Here is a 16,220-nt window from a genome sequence, read left to right on the forward strand (position 1 = left end):
TACATTCACTGCCATGGTGATTTCTCCAATTGATTTTCCGGTATAGCGGTTTCCGACGTCTCGGAAAACCAAGTAGTTCTCTCAAAGTTACTTTTAATAACGGCGCGAAAATCAGAAGCTTTAGAAAAACTTTCAAAAAACCACAAAAAAAATATTAATCTGATATTTATCAACAACTTAATTTTCATCATTTTCTAATACAGCGATAGATTTCAATTGGAAAAAGATCTTAATCTGTTCAGAAAGCGTACGAACCGCCGTCTAAATGGCTCAAGGTCGAGAAATGATCAATCGCCAAAGATCTCTGACTTACGCAAATCTTGTGTAATAGATGACATTATTTGTCGTGAAGAAGAACCATCAAATAGAGATTTGGAAAAGGTAGTGCGAGAAAGTTCACAGGAAAATAAATAGCAAAAACAAGAAATACAGAAAGGAAAAAGCCCCTTTTCCTTTGAGAGAACCGGGGCTAGTTGGCGCGTCAGAGCCTGTGTGGAGATCATCGAGAAATGAACACATTTCCGACTTGCCGTTGCATTCTTACTGCAAAAATGGATAGCAGGTGAGAGATGAGAGAGCTAAACATTCAATAGTAAGTATGCTTGCCAGTTTCCCTTGCTGCATGGCTCACGTCTGAACACGAGCAGCAAGTTCAACCAATAACTATTGCAATAATGACATTGCAGAGTTAGGCAACTGTTTTGCTTGAGCAAGTATTGAAGTACCTGCTTGTTGCAGAATTTGTGATTTGGTCATTTGCGTCGTCTCTTTCGCAAAGTCCGTATCTTTGATTCGGCTGTTTGAAGCGTCTACGTTCTCTTGTACGTTTGCCAAGTTATTAATACTGTGGCTTAGACGGTTCTGTTTTGCACCCAAATCAGCACGCTGTGAATCCACGTACTTCATTGCAGAATCAATCACGCTGATCGCGTTCTGTGAACCCGCAACGCTGGTTAAGCTAACATCTTGAACCGAGGTTGCGCGGCCTTCACTCTTAATACCTAGCTCAGACGCTAGACCACCAGAGATAGACATTGGGCCGTCAAGGTCAGGTTCAGCAACGAACAGTTGAATGCGACCATCATCAGTAACCGATGCGTTCACAAGATCAGACTGACCATTAATGTAAGTCGCAAGCTCTTCGATATCATCGCCCGCTTTGGTATTGATATCTAAAACGATGTCTTCACCCGCTTTGGTTTTGAATTCGAACTTAAGATCGCTCGCTGTTGGCGGCACTTCCCAGTTCTTATCTTTCGCGTTTTCTGAATCGAACGTAGTACCACCCATACGGTAGTCATCTGCACGGATACTTGTCAGAGCCATGATCATTGCTTCACCAGAGTTAGAACCGATCTGGAATGAAGCTTCACCGAATGAACCGTTCAGTAGACGACGACCACCAAACGATGTGGTTTCCGCAATACGGTTAAGCTCATCTTGAAGTGCCATTGACTCTTCGTTCAGTGCAGTACGCTCTGCCGGCGAGTTAGTGCCGTTTGATGATTGAATCGCTAGATCACGCATACGTTGTAGTACGTTAGTCGATTCGTTCATCGCGCCTTCTGCTGTTTGAGCAATCGAAATACCGTCGTTGGCATTACGCATTGCCACATCAAGACCACGAGACTGAGCGGTTAGACGGTTCGAGATTTGCAGACCTGCCGCATCATCTTTCGCGCTGTTGATCTTGTGACCAGATGACAAACGCTCCATAGAAGTCGCTAAGTCATTAGATGCTTTATTCAGGTAACGCTGTGCTGTCATAGCAGATACGTTAGTGCTTACATTGATAGCCATTTTGCTCTCCTTATGAGTTCGCAAAGTTTCTGCGAAGCGGCCAGCTTTACTCTCATATGGATAAGCACTGACCGTGTATTACTCGATAAACCCTATACAAGGTTTAAGATCTGTATTAATCATTTATAACCAACACAGATACAAGTTGTATGCCAAGTTTAATATCATATAAATAATTTTTTAATTATCTAAAAATCAGAAGCTTACAAACAACACTGCGCAATTATGATTTTCTACTATTAGAAGATGAAAAACATTCACCTTCCTTATTGCCGTTTTTTGCCGCTATTCTAGAAACATCATGCTTCGTACAAAAAAGCGGCAAACTGTGGCGTCATTCGCACGTATGGCATAGCACATACGGCAAGGAATCAACGCCATGGTGATCGACAAGCCACCATTAAATACCGATTGATCATTAAATATAGTTAAACAAGGTCAGGTCTTTGGTTTTGCCAAACGCTTGTTGAGAAGCTTGTAGTGCTCGAGAGTTTTCATTGAACTCAATGATCGCTTTCGAGTAATCCAAGTCTTCAAAGTTGCTTTTTGCTTTTGCTAAAGACAACTTGAAATCTTCATGTTGTTGCTCTTGAATATCCAAAGTACTCAAGCGTGCACCAACATCGGTTCTTGCCTTGGTCAAATGGATAAACGCAGCGTGGAACTCTTCAGTTACTTGGTGCAGTTTCGCTGTTGCTGATGCATCCGATACCGGGTTTTCAGCCTGCTCAGCAGCCTCTTTGAACGTATCAAAGATAGAGAAAGTCTCTCGTGGTTCTAAGGTGATCGAATCACCTTTAGTGATTTGGCCTTTGATTTGAATATTCAGCCCTTCATAAACAATGCCTGTCGAAGGATCAAAATCTTCTGCCGCAACCACTGCGCCGTCTTTTTCAAGCTGATAAGCGAAATTGCCCGTCTGCATGTCGACAAACGTCACTTTATAAGTAGACCCATCTTCATCGCTGTTGGTCGCACGCCCGAGCAATAACTCAGACGCAGATTCAAGCTCGTACTGAGGTTCGTAGTCACCGAACGGGTTGTCTATTTCCATAAACATCTTGCTGCCCGGATCATTCATTGCCATTTCAAAGCTGCTTGCCACACGCATCTTGCGTTGGTAGTCATCACCTTGATATGTCACATTCCCTTCGTTATCTCGAAAGAAAGGCTGATTTTTCGGCTTAGTGCCTGCAAACGTGTAGTTACCCGACTCATCTTGAGAGTTGGCTAAATGCAGGAAGTTATTCGCCAGTTCTTGAATTTCACGCTTCTTAGCTAAACGGTCTTCCGGAGAAAGCGCACCGTTGATCATTTCCATCACGGTTCGTTTTGCTTCATCAGCAAAGCCTTCAGTGTTAGAAACCAATACTTCATGATGCTCAAGACGGTTTCTGACTAGAGTAATCGCATCGACATACTGTTTAAGCTGTTCTGACTGCTGACCAATGTTCTGTAAATAGTGCGTCGCTAATGGGTCATCACTTGGCGACTGTAACTTCTTACCCGAAGCAAGTTGTGCTTGGTTGTGATGCACCTTGTTCTCTTGACGGCGCAAGTCGTTTTGTACTGACTGATAATTATGGAAGCTAGAGATACGATTCAACATTTATACCTTCCTATCTCAGAGCCAAAATAGTGTTAAACGTATCGTTGGCTGCTTGCATGATACGTGAAGAAGCCATATACGCTTGCTGAAATTTCATCATGTTTGCCGCTTCTTCATCGAGGTTTACTCCCGAGATAGAAGCAATACGTTCTTGAGCCGACTGTTTTTCTAATGTCGCAATATCACTCAGGCGATTTGCCGTTGAAGACTTCAAGCCCGTATTAGTATTCAAGTTGTGGTAAAGGTCTAAAATCGTAGACTCACCATCATTCAACAGCTTTCCTGTTTGAAGATCTTGTAGCTTACGCAGGTTACCGTTGTCACCTTCTGATGGGACAAGGTTTGCCGTAAACTTATCATTTGCCACCGCACCGGGTGTGAGCTCAAACGTTGTACCGTTGATGGTCACTGGCCCTTGTGGCGGATACGGTTGAGGCTGCATTAAAATGTTACCCTTCGGATCCGTCACAGCAAACTGCTCACCTTTTGGTGAGACAATCACTTCAAACTCACGCAGTTGACCTGCTTCTAGGATTTTAAATCCCGCTGTACCCTTGGCAAACGTGGTCGATGCCTCATAACTTTGCGCAGCAATGTCTTTCGGGTCTTTGGTTTCCATATGAATCTGCGCAGCAAAATTACGCGTTGGACGCAGTAACAGTTTCTCTCCTAGTTCAGGAGGGTTACGTACTTCCACTCGCATGCCATCAAGATAAAAAGCACTACCGCTAGAGTCGGTCGCCATCTTAACGGTCTCACCGTTCGGCTTAGTCACGACATAATCACTGCCATCGTATTTCAGTCCATACTCACCGCCTTTTAAGGCAGAAGTATCATCAATGTATACCGCAACATCGGCTTTCGATTGCCCGCTAGCCGTGACACGAGATTTTGCCACCAGCTCTGAGTTCACGTCGGTAAACAAGTCCTTACCTACGTTGCCGTTAAGATCCAAACCTTGTTCTTGAAGACTATTGACCTCATATGAAAACGCGGTCGCCAAACGACCAAGCTCATCCATGATTGCTGGGATATGTTCGTCACGCATGTCTAGCATGGCGCCGATTTTTCCGTCGATATCACTGCTGGTGATCGGTTTTAAAGACTTACCTTCAACAATCGCTAGGCGGCGCTGATGTGCATCGGGTAAGCCATCAACCATCTTCAGCTGACTCGCTTCACTACCAGAAACCAAGGTATGGCCATTACCAATATGGACATTAAACCCTTCGGCATTTGAGCGTGGTGTCACCGTAACTTTGGTGTAACCAGAAAGCTCATTAATCAACTTTTCATGCTGATCTCGTAGGTCATTATGAGGCCCAGGAGTTCGCATCATTAAACGCTGAACATCACGGATCTCGTACGCAAGTTGGTTAACTCGCTCGATACCCATATCTAATTTTTTATTCGTAGAATCAGACTGTTGACGAACTGTTTCATGAAATTCATTCAAGGTTTTAGTTACAAGCCCTGCTTTCTCTAACACGACCTTACGCGCACCCACATCATTTGGGGTATCGGCGAGAGTCTTAACGGAATCAAACCATTCGTTGAGGTTTTCTGGAATCTTCTTTGAAGCGACCGACGACAACATGCTCGACAACATATCGAGGTTGGCTTCGGTATCGCCTTTGTTGGCGGCATTGGTTGTCGATAAGTTAAGTTCTTTGACGGCAAACTGATCCCAAGAGCGGCGAACATTTTCCACATGTACCCCCATACCGTAGGATTGCCCACCGTACTGGCGCGGGTCATTCACACCTTGAATCACAGACTGGCGGCTATAGCCCTCTGTGTTAGCGTTAGAAATGTTATGACCTGTGGTGTTGAGCTGTCTCTGAGCCGTAAGAACACTTTGTGCCCCTACATTCAGAAGATCCGACGCCATAATGCCCCCAAAAAACTTAACAAAACCAGAATGAACTGATTAACTACAACCGTATATTACTAAGATAAATGCAATATATGTGCCAACAAAAACAATAGGAAATTAAAAGACGATAATTTATTGAAGTGTAAGGAGATAACTATGGATTACGCGTAAGAACTGAAGGGGCGGAGAAGAAAAGAGCCTGCCAGTAGCAAGCTCTCTATGTTGATTTATGACGCTAGTTCATCTCATCAATCTTGGCTTTAACTCGTAAAACCTTGTCTGCATAGTTAGGGTCAGTTGCGTAACCAGCCTGATGAATACCTTTGATGAAATTCTCTGAATTGCCTTGATGCTGTAGCGCCGTTTCGTATCTTGGATTTTCGTTCAAGAACTTCACGTAATCATTAAAGCTATCTTCGAAATTAGAGTAAGAACGGAAGGAAGCTGACTCTTTAACGGCGGTTTTGCCATGGAACTCAAGAGTTTGAGTCGCGACCTTATCGCCCTTCCAACTTCTATCTGCTTTGATGTTAAATAAGTTATTGCTGTTGCCCAAAGAGTTCTTAACCATTTTAGAACCCCAACCCGTTTCAAGGGCAGCTTGTGCCAATAGAAGAGACGAGTCCACACCAAGCGCACTTGCCGCTTTTTCCGCGTAAGGCTTCATTGAGGTCACAAACGATTCTGGAGAATCAAAGGATACTGGCTGTTTTGCTGCTTGCGCAGGTTGAACGTCTGACGCTCGCTCTTCCGAACGGCCTGAATATTGCGGTCTTTGCAATGAAGCATCAAAGCCTTCACTGCGAACCTTCTCTTCAGACGTATCGCTTGCTTGGCCAGCGCTTAGTTGAGCCACGATCATATCTGCAAGACCTAATGAACCTGAAGCGCTTAACTCACTCGCCATTTGGTCATCTTGCATCTGACGATAGAACTGCTCGTTCTGGCTGTTCAACATATCCGACTTAAAGCTCGAGTTAGCATCGCGCATTGACTTAAACAACATCGAGGTGAAAATCGATTCAAACTGTTTTGCCGCCGCGGTTAATGCTTCTTTCTCGCTACCTTCTTCACCGTTTACCGCTTGTTGACGAAGACGGTCTAAACTACCGATGTCGTGAATAAAGCCGATGTCATTGTTATTCTTAATCATGCTTTATTCCTTAGATAATGATCAATTGGCCTTCAATCGCACCCGCTTGTTTCAGTGCTTGAAGGATTGCCATTAAATCAGAAGGTGCAGCGCCCACTTCATTGACTGCGCGTACCAAATCGTCCAGCGTTAGGCCAGGTTCAAATTTGAACATCTTACCATCGCCTTCCGTGATTTCGATATCAGAATCAGGGACCACTACCGTTTGGCCACCAGAGAATGCATTCGGTTGGCTTACGTTTAGATTTTCTTTAATTGCAACCGTCATACCACCGTGGGTGACCGCCGCCGCTTTTAGGCGAACGTGCTTACCAACCACAATCGTACCTGTACGAGAGTTGACGATGATTTTTGCAGAGCCTTCAGCAGGGTCGAACTCGATGTTTTCGATAGCCGACAAGAATGCTACACGCTGGCTGATTTCACGCGGTGCACGAACTTTTACTGAAGTTGCGTCTACCGCTGAAGCCATTTGTGGGCCTAGGAAATTATTAACCGCATCAGCCATACGCTGAGCCGTTGTGAAATCTGATTGGATTAGGTTGAAGGTGATGTAGTCACCACGACCGAATGGCGTTGGGATCTCTTGTTCAACCGTCGCACCGCTAGAGATGATACCAACGTTAGGGTTGTTACCGACAATCTTAGAACCGTCGTTACCTTGTGCACTAAAGCCACTTACCACCAAGTTACCCTGCGCGACCGCATACACTTGACCGTCTAGACCTTTCAAGAAGGTCTGTAGCAAGGTACCACCACGAAGGCTTTTTGCTGAACCGATAGAAGAAACGGTTACGTCAACTTCTTGGCCTTGCTTAGAGAATGCTGGCAGTTCAGCAGTCACAATAACAGCCGCGACGTTTTTGGTTTTTGGCTTAGTGCCGGGCGGCAATTGGATGCCAAAATTTTGCAGCATTGCGTTAAATGTTTGATCGGTAAAGGGAGTTGTCTCACCAGTACCCGGCAAGCCCGTGACCAAACCATAACCGACAAGTTGGTTACTACGAACACCCGCCACTTTTGCCACGTCTTTGATTCGCGCAGCATGGGCACTGGTGGCAAGAAATAGCATGCCGAATAGTACGAGTGTCAGTTTTTTCATTGAGTAACCTGTCTGTATTGCTTTAATTTATAATAGCTTAGCTAAATGTGGCTCAGTGATAGAGGCTGTCAGTATGTCGTCGTCCTATCAAGCTCTACAGAGATACATTAAAGAATCGTGCCAAGAATCCAGGCTCTTGCATATCTTTCTGCACGCCCGTGCCCGAGTACTGAATTCGTGCGTTAGAAACACGGTTTGAAGCGATGGTATTTTCAAAATCAATATCATCAGGACGGATGGTGCCGCTTAGGCGGATATACTCATCGCCTGTGTTCAGTGTCATCCACTTCTCACCACGAACCACTAGGTTGCCATTGGCTAATACTTCGATCACTTCTACGGTGATATAGCCGCTGATGCTGTTACTTTGGTTGGCTGATGCATCACCAGCGAAGGTATTGGTGTTGCTCAGATCGTAAGAGAAGTTGTACTTATCGATCGTCAGCTCTTGACCACCAACAGCCAGCGGCTCCATCGATGCATCATTCGACTTAGACATGTCTGCGTTGGCTTTTTTGGTCGCTCGAGTATTCTCATCTAGCGCTACAGTGATGATGTCACCAATACCACGAGGCTTTGAGTCGTCATACATGCTGCCAATGTGGTTCACATTAAACAGTGAGCCCGTTGCCGCTGCGTAATGCTCTGGCTTCTGCTTGGGGTTGATTGGCGCCCATGCAGGGTCACCAGCAATTGGATCGGTTCGCCCACGAAGCGTGTCAATAATGCCAGAGCTCTCTTGTGCCGACTTATCACCTTCCACAGCATCAACCACTGTGGTTGCATTTTCTTCCGCCGGAGTCTCGATCGGGTCCAGAACAGCACACCCCGACATAGACATAAACAAAGCTAAACAAAAAATACGTTTCATGGCGATATACTCTCAGCAGGCAGTGGTAAATGGGGCAATTAGTAAAAACAGATCGATTAATTAAAAAAGTAAACGGCGAATAAACCAATTACAGCTGTTGGTTAACAAAGCTCATCATCTTGTCTACCGACGAGATAACTTTCGAATTCATTTCGTATACACGCTGAGCTTCAATCATGTTTACCAGCTCTTCGGTTACGTTTACGTTCGATGTTTCTAGCATCGATTGGCGGATGTTACCTAGGCCATCAAAACCCGGAACCCCCTCTTGTGGGTCGCCACTCGCGCCAGTTGGCAAGTAAAGGTTTTGACCTACTGGCTCTAGACCACCTGGGTTTACAAAGTCAGTAATGGTAATTTGACCAACCACGACGTTGTTTTGCTCGCCACGTAGACGAACCGATACTTCACCGTCGTTACCAACCGTTACCGAGATCGCGTCTTCAGGAATCACAATTTCTGGTTGTAGAGGATAACCTTGGCCCGACGTTACGATCGCGCCTTCACCGTTCAGTGTGAACTGACCATTGCGGCTGTAACCTGTTTCACCGTCTGGCATTTCAACTTGGAAGAAACCGTCGCCTTCAATCATCATGTCTAGGCTGTTAGATGTCGTTTGTGCGTTACCGTGAGTGTGCACTTTTTGAGTCGCGACGACCTTAGAACCGGCACCCAGCATCAAACCACTTGGCAGCTCAGTATTCTGAGACGATTGACCACCCGGTTGATTAATATTCTGGTAGAACAGATCTTCAAATACCGCGCGGCTCTTTTTAAAACCAATGGTTGAGGCGTTGGCAAGGTTGTTCGAAATCGTTGAGATATTGGTTTGTTGGGCGTCTAAACCCGTTTTACTTACCCATAATGCTGGATGCATAGCAATGTCCTTTAAATTCTATTAGCTCATACGAAGCAGTGAATCAGACGACTTGTCCATTTCCTCTGCTGTGCTCATCATTTTGACCTGCATTTCAAACTGACGTTGTAAGTCAATTAGGCTGGTCATTTCACCTACGGCATTTACGTTACTGCCTTCGATAGCACCTTTTAGCAACGTTACCGCTGCATCTGCTTCGTATGCCTGATCTGGGTTTTTCGAACGGAATAGACCATTCGTGTCTTTAAACAAACTTTGGTTGTCTGGACGTACAAGCTTAATACGATCAACCACGGCCAATTCTTCAGCTGGAGCGCCTTGAGGAATCACCGAAATCGTACCGTCTGTACCAATTTCTACTTTGCTGATTGGGATTGGCAGCGTGATTGGTGCATCGTTTTCACCAAGCACTAAGTGACCGCTTGCGTTGGTTAGTAAACCGTTTTGGTCAACCCTTAGGTTACCGTTACGTGTTAAACCTTCACGGCCAGTATTGTCCATCACTGAAATCCAACCATCACCTTGAATGGTAACGTCTAGATCTCGGCCAGTAGTAACCACACTACCCTGAGCGAAATTATGACCCGGACGCTCTGTCATGCTGAAAACACGAGTAGGCATGCCTTCGCCATACGCTTGCATTGAACGTGCCTGTGCCAAATCAGCACGGAAACCCGTTGTACTTACGTTGGCAAGGTTGTTTGCACGTAGCTGCAAAGCTTGCATATTTTGCTTAGCGCCACTCATGGCAAGAAACAGTGCGCGATCCATAATTTTGCTCCAAAAATCATCTTCTGGGGCTAATAAAGCAAACACTGTGCCAATATTTTTAACTGTTATTTATCAATAATTTAAATAGAAAACGAACGAAGATGGGTGATCATCAAAGGATCATTGAGGAAGAATTGTTGCCAGTGGCATTACCGGGCGGCAATAGGGGCGGCAAATAAAAAGACAAACAACAATACCCAATTCAATAACATTGAATTGGGTATTCGCAGATGATTCAAACGCTTTAAACGATTAACGAATCTGAAGAATATTCTGTTGTAGCTGGTTGTGTACTTCTAGAGAACGCGAGTTCGCCTGGAAGTTACGTTGAGCAGAAATCAAATCAACCAGTTCTTGAGTCATATCGATGTTCGACTGCTCTAGCGAGCCGTTGTTGATGCTACCAAATGAACCTTTGTTCGATTCACCCCAGATCTTGTCACCAGAGTCGTTGGTAGAATCCCATTGAGTACCGCCTTTCTTATCCAGACCTTGCTCATTTGGTACACGAACCAAGCCTACACGGCCAAGCATCACGTTTTCACCATTTGAATAAGTACCTAGAACACTACCGTACTCATCGAAATCGATTTTTGTTAAGAAACCTGTTGTCGCGCCATCTTCATCAAACTTAGTCAATTCAAACGGAGCGGCAAACTGAGTTGAAGAATCTAAACCAAACTTAAGCACTTGAGTTGGATCAGCACCGTTCAAGTCAATAGGGTTCGCACCAGCACCCAGTGGTTCCGAGTTAATCGGCTGACCATTGTTTAGGCTTGCTAACGTACCGTCATTGTTGAACTTCATTGTGTGACCAACATGACCTTGTGCATTCGTCGCATCACCACCAGTAATGTTGACCGGCTTTTCACCGTTCTCATCTGACATGGTGTAGTACGTTTGCCAAGTGTTTGGTTGAGTCTGATCTTTGAGGTAGTAAGTCGTTAACTTGTAAGACTGACCCATAGAATCGTATACCGTCGAAGACGTTGCACGGTTATAAGTATCAGCATCTTTGAAGTTAAATGCAGCCGGGTCTTTAAGATCACCGTTTGCAGGAAGGTTAACTCCTACTTCAATGTTTTCTGTCTGTTTTGGTTTACCAAACTCAGCAGGAATGTCGAGAGGCTTTGGCGCGTAAGAAAGAACTTCACCCGAGTTTGGATCAACATCGTAACCTAAAAGAAACTCATCGTTAGCGGTAACCATGTAGTTGTCTTTGTTTAGGTGAAATGCACCATTACGCGTTAATTCGTTAATCTCTGGCACCATGCGGTCTTTCGATACTGCAAAGAAACCTGTACCACTTACACGTAAGTCCATTGGGTTGTTCGTATAAATACTTGAACCTTCGTGGAACTGTTGCGCCACTTGGCTAGCTTGCGCACCGCCACCTGCCGTCGTTTTTGCGTTAGTGAACAACGAGCTTGAATAAACATCACCGAACTCGGCACGAGACTCTTTAAAGCCAAATGTGTTTGCGTTCGCAATGTTGTTACTGGTTGTATTAAGATCTAATTGTGCAGCGGATAGGCCGCTTAAAGCTACATATGACATTCCATTATTCTCCTAATCTATCTAGCTAGCATAGTCACTCAATAAAGAGCTACGCTTTACCAACTTCTAGTACTTCAGCAAGTCGTACTGGCGATGTGAAACCAGCCAGATTGAGTAGTACGTTGCCATCGCCCTTACCAAGAAGCACACTGTTCACGTTCGCATAACTGGAAACTTGGAACTCTGTGTTCTCGCCATCCAGCAAACCCGACGCTTTCACGTTGTATTTACCGGCCGGCAATGGGTTACCGTCTTCGTCTTTTCCGTCCCATTCAACACGTGTATCACCAGATGGTTTAGAGCCGATATCAAATGTGCGAACCAATTGGCCAACTTCGTTCTCAACACGGACCATTACATTGTCCATTGCCTGAGGAAGCTTAACCATTGCCGCCATACCGCCATCACCGGGTTTTACACCTGCCGCACCAGGAACCAATACATCACGCCCAACTAAAGAGGAGGCCTGAAGAGCTTGGTTAGAGGTCATTGATGAATTCAAGCTTTCAAACTGTGTATTCATTTTGCCAATGCCATCTACGGTCGCAAATGAAGCCATTTGCGCAATCATCTGGTCATTGCTAACCGGCTTGAAAGGGTCTTGTTGTGCTAGTTGCTTAGTCAACAAAGATAAGAAGTCTTCTTGTTTAAGATCCTGCTTACCTGTTGTTTCGTCGGGCTTTTTAGCGCCATCTTGAAGACTCTTCAGCTGGTCAACATAGGACAAGCCGCTTTGACCAACATTGTTGTTGATTCCAGCCATGTGCTACCTCCTTATCCTTATTGACCCATCTGCAGCGTACGCAGCAGCATTTGTTTACTCGAGTCAGCAACCTGTACGTTTGTTTGGTACGCACGTGATGCCGAAATCATGTTTGCCATTTCTTCCATAACGTTGACATTAGGCTTGTAGATATAGCCTTCGTTGTTCGCTAATGGGTGATCCGGGTTGTACTCCGCGCTTAGCGGCTTATCGCTTTCCACAATACCTAATACTTTCACAGGCACAGTGTGACCACTGTTGCGTGCTTTATTTAACTCAGCGCCGAACACTGCGTGACGAGCCTTGTAAGTTTCTTCAGCAGAACTACTTACACTGTCCGCGTTCGCAAGGTTGCTCGAGGTCGTATTTAGACGAACAGATTCAGCACTCATCGCAGAACCAGTCACATTGAATACATTGAATAAACTCATCTAATTATTCCCCTTTAATCGCTTTAGTTAAATTCTTGAACTTACTTCCTAAGAAGTCGAGAGAGGCTTGATGCCTAATTTGGTTTTGCATGAAAAGGTTTCTTTCCAAATCCAAATCAACCGTGTTGCCATCTCCTGTATCAGGTTGGGTAGGAATGCGATACTTCGTTTCCCCGTTCACCGTTGTTGAGGCAGAAATGTGCCGACCATCTGTACGGCTAAGACCAATGCTTGCCCCAGAACTTGCCGCTTGCAGTGATTTCTTAAAGTCTAATCCCTTTGCTTTATACCCAGGCGTGTTTGCTTGCGCGATATTGGTGGAAAGCACCTCAGCGTTACGCTCACGTACACCAACTGTGTGCTGGTGAATGCCCAAAGCATTGTCAAAAGAAATAGCCATGTAAACCTCAACTCAAGAACTGACTGTTATGAAATAACCAAAGCAATATATATACCAACTTTTAAAACAAAGCGGGCTATCAATACTTTTACAGGTTACTCGTGGGTAAACTTGCAATATACAAGCCAAAAAATAGAGTAAATTGGAATGTCACTCTGACTTAAAGATATAGGTTAAGCCGGAAAAAGAAAACCCAGCACTTGGCTGGGTTTTGAAATTAGGCAGTAACGTTGCACCTAGTACTGGTGCCACTCATTACTTTAATTTGTAGATGATGCCTGGATTACAGCGAACCATTTCAAAACGATCCGTTAAGCCTGTTAACGATTCAGACGCACCCAATAATAGGTAACCACCAGGATTCAGGCTGTTTGCCATCTGGTTAAGTACCTTTGATTTCATATCAGGCGAGAAGTAAATCAGCACGTTACGACAAAAGATGATGTCGAACTTACCTAACAATGCGTAGCTGTCCATCAGGTTTTGAGGACGGAAATTCACCATGCGCTTAACGTTATCTTTCACTTTCATGCGGCCATCGCCCGCATCTTCAAAGAAAGTACGACGACGCTCAGGAGAAAGTCCACGTCCCAATGCAAGGTTGTCGTAAGCGCCAGTGCGGCACATATCCAACATACTTGCTGAGATGTCAGTTGCGGTAATCGATACATTTGGCAGCATACCTGGCTTACGAGCTTGAGTTTCAAGAATCGTCATTGCCATTGAGTATGCTTCTTGGCCTGAAGAGCTTGCCGCAGACCAAATCTTAATAGGACGTTTATTTGCCGCTATTTCCGGTAGAAGCTTATCCGCAAGCACAGCAAACGGGTAAGTATCACGGAACCAAAGTGTCTCGTTCGTCGTCATGGCATCGACAGCAGCCACACGCAGCTCACGGTTTCGACCTGTTACTACATCTCTCAACAAATCAGACAAAGAAGCTAACTTAAACTTCGTTACTAATGGGCTTAGACGACTGCGCACTAAATACTGCTTGCTGTCACCTAATACAATGCCACATTGAGATTCTAAGAAACGGCTGAAATCGCGATACTCTTGATCACTTATTGTTATAGCAGTCATTAATGTCTCTTTTAGTTAGTTAACGCAGCTTTTACAGCTGCACCAAGCTCATCTGGGTTGAATTTAGCGATGAAGGAGTTAGCTCCAACACGCTCAACCATGGCTTGGTTAAATACACCACTCAACGATGAGTGTAAAATTACGTATAGATCTTTAAGTTCGGCGTGACGACGAATCTCAGCAGTCAGCGTGTATCCATCCATTTCTGGCATTTCGATATCAGAAATCACCAATGAAATCTGATCGTAAATACTGCCTTCTGATGACATCTGTATCAGCTTCTCGTAGGCTTCTTTACCATCCTTCACCGAGATAACTTCAAAACCAATCGACTCAATAGCACGTTGAACCTGCTTACGAGCAACGGTCGAGTCATCAGCAATCAAGATGCGGCGAACCAGTTCTTTCTCTTGTTCTACTTTCGCAATATCTTCAGCAATCTTGCTGTCCATTGTTTCATCAACAGGAGAAATTTCTGCAAGGATCTTCTCAACATCAAGAATTTCTACCAATTCATTATCAATGTTGGTTACCGCTGTCAGGTAGTTAGCTCTACCTGCGCCATCTGGCGGCGGAAGAATCGATTCCCAGTGCATGTTAATAATGCGCTCAACTGAACTTACCAAGAAACCTTGAATGGTTCGGTTAAACTCAGAGATAACCACAAAACACTTTTCAATATCCGTTGTAGGACGGCCACCAATCGCTAAGCTCAAGTCGATCACAGAGATCGTTTGGCCACGAATGTGTGCTACACCTTTAACCAGTGGGTTCAAGTTTGGCATCTTTGTCAGCTTAGGGCATTGCAGCACTTCTTTTACTTTAAAGACATTAATGCCGTAACGCTGACGCCCCATTAGGCGAAAGGTTAGTAATTCTAATCGGTTTTGACCGACGAGTTGCGTACGCTGATTCACCGAATCAAGAATACCCGTCATGAGCTCATCTCCATATCAAACTTTTTTGTATAAAAAGTGTTAGTCTACTGCAGGCTACGAACCACCAGAGAAACGGAATGACGTATTATAAAACAAATTTGCCACCTCTTTCCATAGCAATGTGTAGAGCTACTTTTAAAACTGTCGCTAAGTTTATCGGCATTTTATCAATATTGTTTAGTTTTTTTGTACAAGCTGCGACCCCAGAACAAATTGAGATGATTCAGTCTGCAGCGGAGCAACATATCCTTGATACAGTTGAGCAGCCACAAGGTGGCGAACTCTTTGTTAATTCAGCAAATGTTGACTCAAGAATCAAAGCGACAGACTGCCCAGTGCCTTTAGAGACCAGCGCTTCAACGACCACCAATACCCGCAGCAGTATTACGGTTTTAGTGCAATGTGTTCCTGATGAGTGGCGAGTTTATGTACCGGTGCGCCTTTCGATGTCGGTGCCTCTTGTCACCACCACTCGCTCACTCGCGAGAGGCGAAATCGTCGGTCAATACGATGTCACCACCGCTATGATTTCTCTTAACAAGTTTCGTCGCCAAGGTTTCACAGCTCCACATCAGGTCATCGGCGCTAAGGTAAAAAAGAACCTAAGACCGGGCGATGTTGTAGAAAGAGGTGATATCTGTGTCGTGTGCCGAAACGAGAAGGTTATCATACAGGCAGTAAAAGGTGGCATGACCATTACCACCAAAGGAACTGCGCTTACCGATGGCTCTATGGGTGATCAAGTAAGAGTGAAAAATGATAAATCACAGCGTATAATTGAAGGGATTGTTACCAGCATGTCTGAAGTCACGGTTTACTTTTAACTCTTTACTTCTAAATTGACGGTATCGTTAGCGATTTCACCCTCAACTCTAACGCCAAATATAACGGCTGCGGTGTTTTGTCCCTTTTCGACTATTGAGCTAAAAATTGCTAAAGTATTCGAACCCTTGGTCGATATTGACTGTACAGGTTCCCATTTTTGAAGA

15 protein-coding genes are annotated in these 16,220 nt (G+C 44.7%); 1 reads left to right on the plus strand and 14 read right to left on the minus strand.

The annotated features are described in order from the left end of the window. Positions 1-663 precede the first annotated feature (663 nt). The 14 genes from AB4249_RS20220 to AB4249_RS20285 form a co-directional block, all read right to left on the minus strand. Positions 664-1,800, minus strand: a complete 1,137-nt coding sequence (locus AB4249_RS20220) for a flagellin (RefSeq protein ID WP_017064128.1) — start codon at positions 1,798-1,800, stop codon at positions 664-666. Between the two features lie 418 nt (positions 1,801-2,218). Then, complete coding sequence (gene flgL, locus AB4249_RS20225; protein WP_372104560.1) at positions 2,219-3,409, minus strand: flagellar hook-associated protein FlgL; 1,191 nt, start codon at positions 3,407-3,409, stop codon at positions 2,219-2,221. Between the two features lie 10 nt (positions 3,410-3,419). Then, complete coding sequence (flgK, locus tag AB4249_RS20230) at positions 3,420-5,300, minus strand: flagellar hook-associated protein FlgK (protein WP_017067655.1); 1,881 nt, start codon at positions 5,298-5,300, stop codon at positions 3,420-3,422. 220 nt (positions 5,301-5,520) lie between these two features. Next, positions 5,521-6,438, minus strand: coding sequence for a flagellar assembly peptidoglycan hydrolase FlgJ (gene flgJ, locus AB4249_RS20235; protein ID WP_017064131.1), 918 nt, complete (start codon positions 6,436-6,438; stop codon positions 5,521-5,523). 10 nt (positions 6,439-6,448) lie between these two features. Continuing rightward, positions 6,449-7,540 carry a flagellar basal body P-ring protein FlgI gene (locus AB4249_RS20240; RefSeq protein ID WP_017062257.1) on the minus strand — a complete coding sequence of 364 codons (1,092 nt, stop codon included), beginning with the start codon at positions 7,538-7,540 and terminating at the stop codon, positions 6,449-6,451. 94 nt (positions 7,541-7,634) lie between these two features. Beyond that, the gene (gene flgH, locus AB4249_RS20245; protein WP_017064132.1) at positions 7,635-8,411 is read right to left on the minus strand and encodes a flagellar basal body L-ring protein FlgH; all 777 of its coding nucleotides are present in this window, start codon (positions 8,409-8,411) and stop codon (positions 7,635-7,637) included. Between the two features lie 88 nt (positions 8,412-8,499). Next, positions 8,500-9,288 (minus strand): flagellar basal-body rod protein FlgG, encoded by a 789-nt coding sequence (flgG, locus tag AB4249_RS20250; protein WP_017062259.1) that lies wholly within the window; start codon positions 9,286-9,288, stop codon positions 8,500-8,502. A 21-nt stretch (positions 9,289-9,309) separates the two neighbouring features. Continuing rightward, positions 9,310-10,059 carry a flagellar basal-body rod protein FlgF gene (flgF, locus tag AB4249_RS20255; RefSeq protein WP_017056855.1) on the minus strand — a complete coding sequence of 250 codons (750 nt, stop codon included), beginning with the start codon at positions 10,057-10,059 and terminating at the stop codon, positions 9,310-9,312. 252 nt (positions 10,060-10,311) lie between these two features. After that, positions 10,312-11,616 (minus strand): flagellar hook protein FlgE, encoded by a 1,305-nt coding sequence (gene flgE, locus AB4249_RS20260; protein ID WP_017062260.1) that lies wholly within the window; start codon positions 11,614-11,616, stop codon positions 10,312-10,314. A 49-nt stretch (positions 11,617-11,665) separates the two neighbouring features. Further along, positions 11,666-12,379, minus strand: a complete 714-nt coding sequence (gene flgD, locus AB4249_RS20265) for a flagellar hook assembly protein FlgD (protein WP_010439286.1) — start codon at positions 12,377-12,379, stop codon at positions 11,666-11,668. A 17-nt stretch (positions 12,380-12,396) separates the two neighbouring features. Continuing rightward, positions 12,397-12,810, minus strand: coding sequence for a flagellar basal body rod protein FlgC (gene flgC, locus AB4249_RS20270; protein WP_004736176.1), 414 nt, complete (start codon positions 12,808-12,810; stop codon positions 12,397-12,399). 4 nt (positions 12,811-12,814) lie between these two features. After that, positions 12,815-13,210: a flagellar basal body rod protein FlgB gene (gene flgB, locus AB4249_RS20275; protein ID WP_004736175.1), complete on the minus strand. Its 396-nt coding sequence runs from the start codon at positions 13,208-13,210 to the stop codon at positions 12,815-12,817. Positions 13,211-13,465: 255 nt separating this feature from the next. After that, positions 13,466-14,293 carry a protein-glutamate O-methyltransferase gene (locus tag AB4249_RS20280; RefSeq protein ID WP_004736174.1) on the minus strand — a complete coding sequence of 276 codons (828 nt, stop codon included), beginning with the start codon at positions 14,291-14,293 and terminating at the stop codon, positions 13,466-13,468. Positions 14,294-14,304: 11 nt separating this feature from the next. Continuing rightward, a complete protein-coding gene (locus tag AB4249_RS20285; RefSeq protein WP_017066180.1) occupies positions 14,305-15,231 on the minus strand; it encodes a chemotaxis protein CheV in 927 nt (308 codons plus the stop codon). Positions 15,232-15,308: 77 nt separating this feature from the next. Between AB4249_RS20285 and flgA the strand changes: the two genes are divergently transcribed. Next, positions 15,309-16,055 carry a flagellar basal body P-ring formation chaperone FlgA gene (gene flgA, locus AB4249_RS20290; RefSeq protein WP_017064135.1) on the plus strand — a complete coding sequence of 249 codons (747 nt, stop codon included), beginning with the start codon at positions 15,309-15,311 and terminating at the stop codon, positions 16,053-16,055. Positions 16,056-16,220: the final 165 nt, after the last annotated feature.

It is taken from the genome of Vibrio sp. 10N.261.55.F4 (assembly GCF_041470465.1).
Lineage (GTDB): Bacteria > Pseudomonadota > Gammaproteobacteria > Enterobacterales > Vibrionaceae > Vibrio > Vibrio crassostreae_C.

Bases quoted from the DNA above. Each gene is read 5' to 3' on its own strand.
- AB4249_RS20220 (WP_017064128.1), bottom strand. From the start codon at position 1,800: ATGGCTATCAATGTAAGCACTAACGTATCTGCTATGACAGCACAGCGT.
- flgL (WP_372104560.1), bottom strand. From the start codon at position 3,409: ATGTTGAATCGTATCTCTAGCTTCCATAATTATCAGTCAGTACAAAAC.
- flgK (WP_017067655.1), bottom strand. From the start codon at position 5,300: ATGGCGTCGGATCTTCTGAATGTAGGGGCACAAAGTGTTCTTACGGCT.
- flgJ (WP_017064131.1), bottom strand. From the start codon at position 6,438: ATGATTAAGAATAACAATGACATCGGCTTTATTCACGACATCGGTAGT.
- AB4249_RS20240 (WP_017062257.1), bottom strand. From the start codon at position 7,540: ATGAAAAAACTGACACTCGTACTATTCGGCATGCTATTTCTTGCCACC.
- flgH (WP_017064132.1), bottom strand. From the start codon at position 8,411: ATGAAACGTATTTTTTGTTTAGCTTTGTTTATGTCTATGTCGGGGTGT.
- flgG (WP_017062259.1), bottom strand. From the start codon at position 9,288: ATGCATCCAGCATTATGGGTAAGTAAAACGGGTTTAGACGCCCAACAA.
- flgF (WP_017056855.1), bottom strand. From the start codon at position 10,059: ATGGATCGCGCACTGTTTCTTGCCATGAGTGGCGCTAAGCAAAATATG.
- flgE (WP_017062260.1), bottom strand. From the start codon at position 11,616: ATGTCATATGTAGCTTTAAGCGGCCTATCCGCTGCACAATTAGATCTT.
- flgD (WP_010439286.1), bottom strand. From the start codon at position 12,379: ATGGCTGGAATCAACAACAATGTTGGTCAAAGCGGCTTGTCCTATGTT.
- flgC (WP_004736176.1), bottom strand. From the start codon at position 12,810: ATGAGTTTATTCAATGTATTCAATGTGACTGGTTCTGCGATGAGTGCT.
- flgB (WP_004736175.1), bottom strand. From the start codon at position 13,210: ATGGCTATTTCTTTTGACAATGCTTTGGGCATTCACCAGCACACAGTT.
- AB4249_RS20280 (WP_004736174.1), bottom strand. From the start codon at position 14,293: ATGACTGCTATAACAATAAGTGATCAAGAGTATCGCGATTTCAGCCGT.
- AB4249_RS20285 (WP_017066180.1), bottom strand. From the start codon at position 15,231: ATGACGGGTATTCTTGATTCGGTGAATCAGCGTACGCAACTCGTCGGT.
- flgA (WP_017064135.1), top strand. From the start codon at position 15,309: ATGACGTATTATAAAACAAATTTGCCACCTCTTTCCATAGCAATGTGT.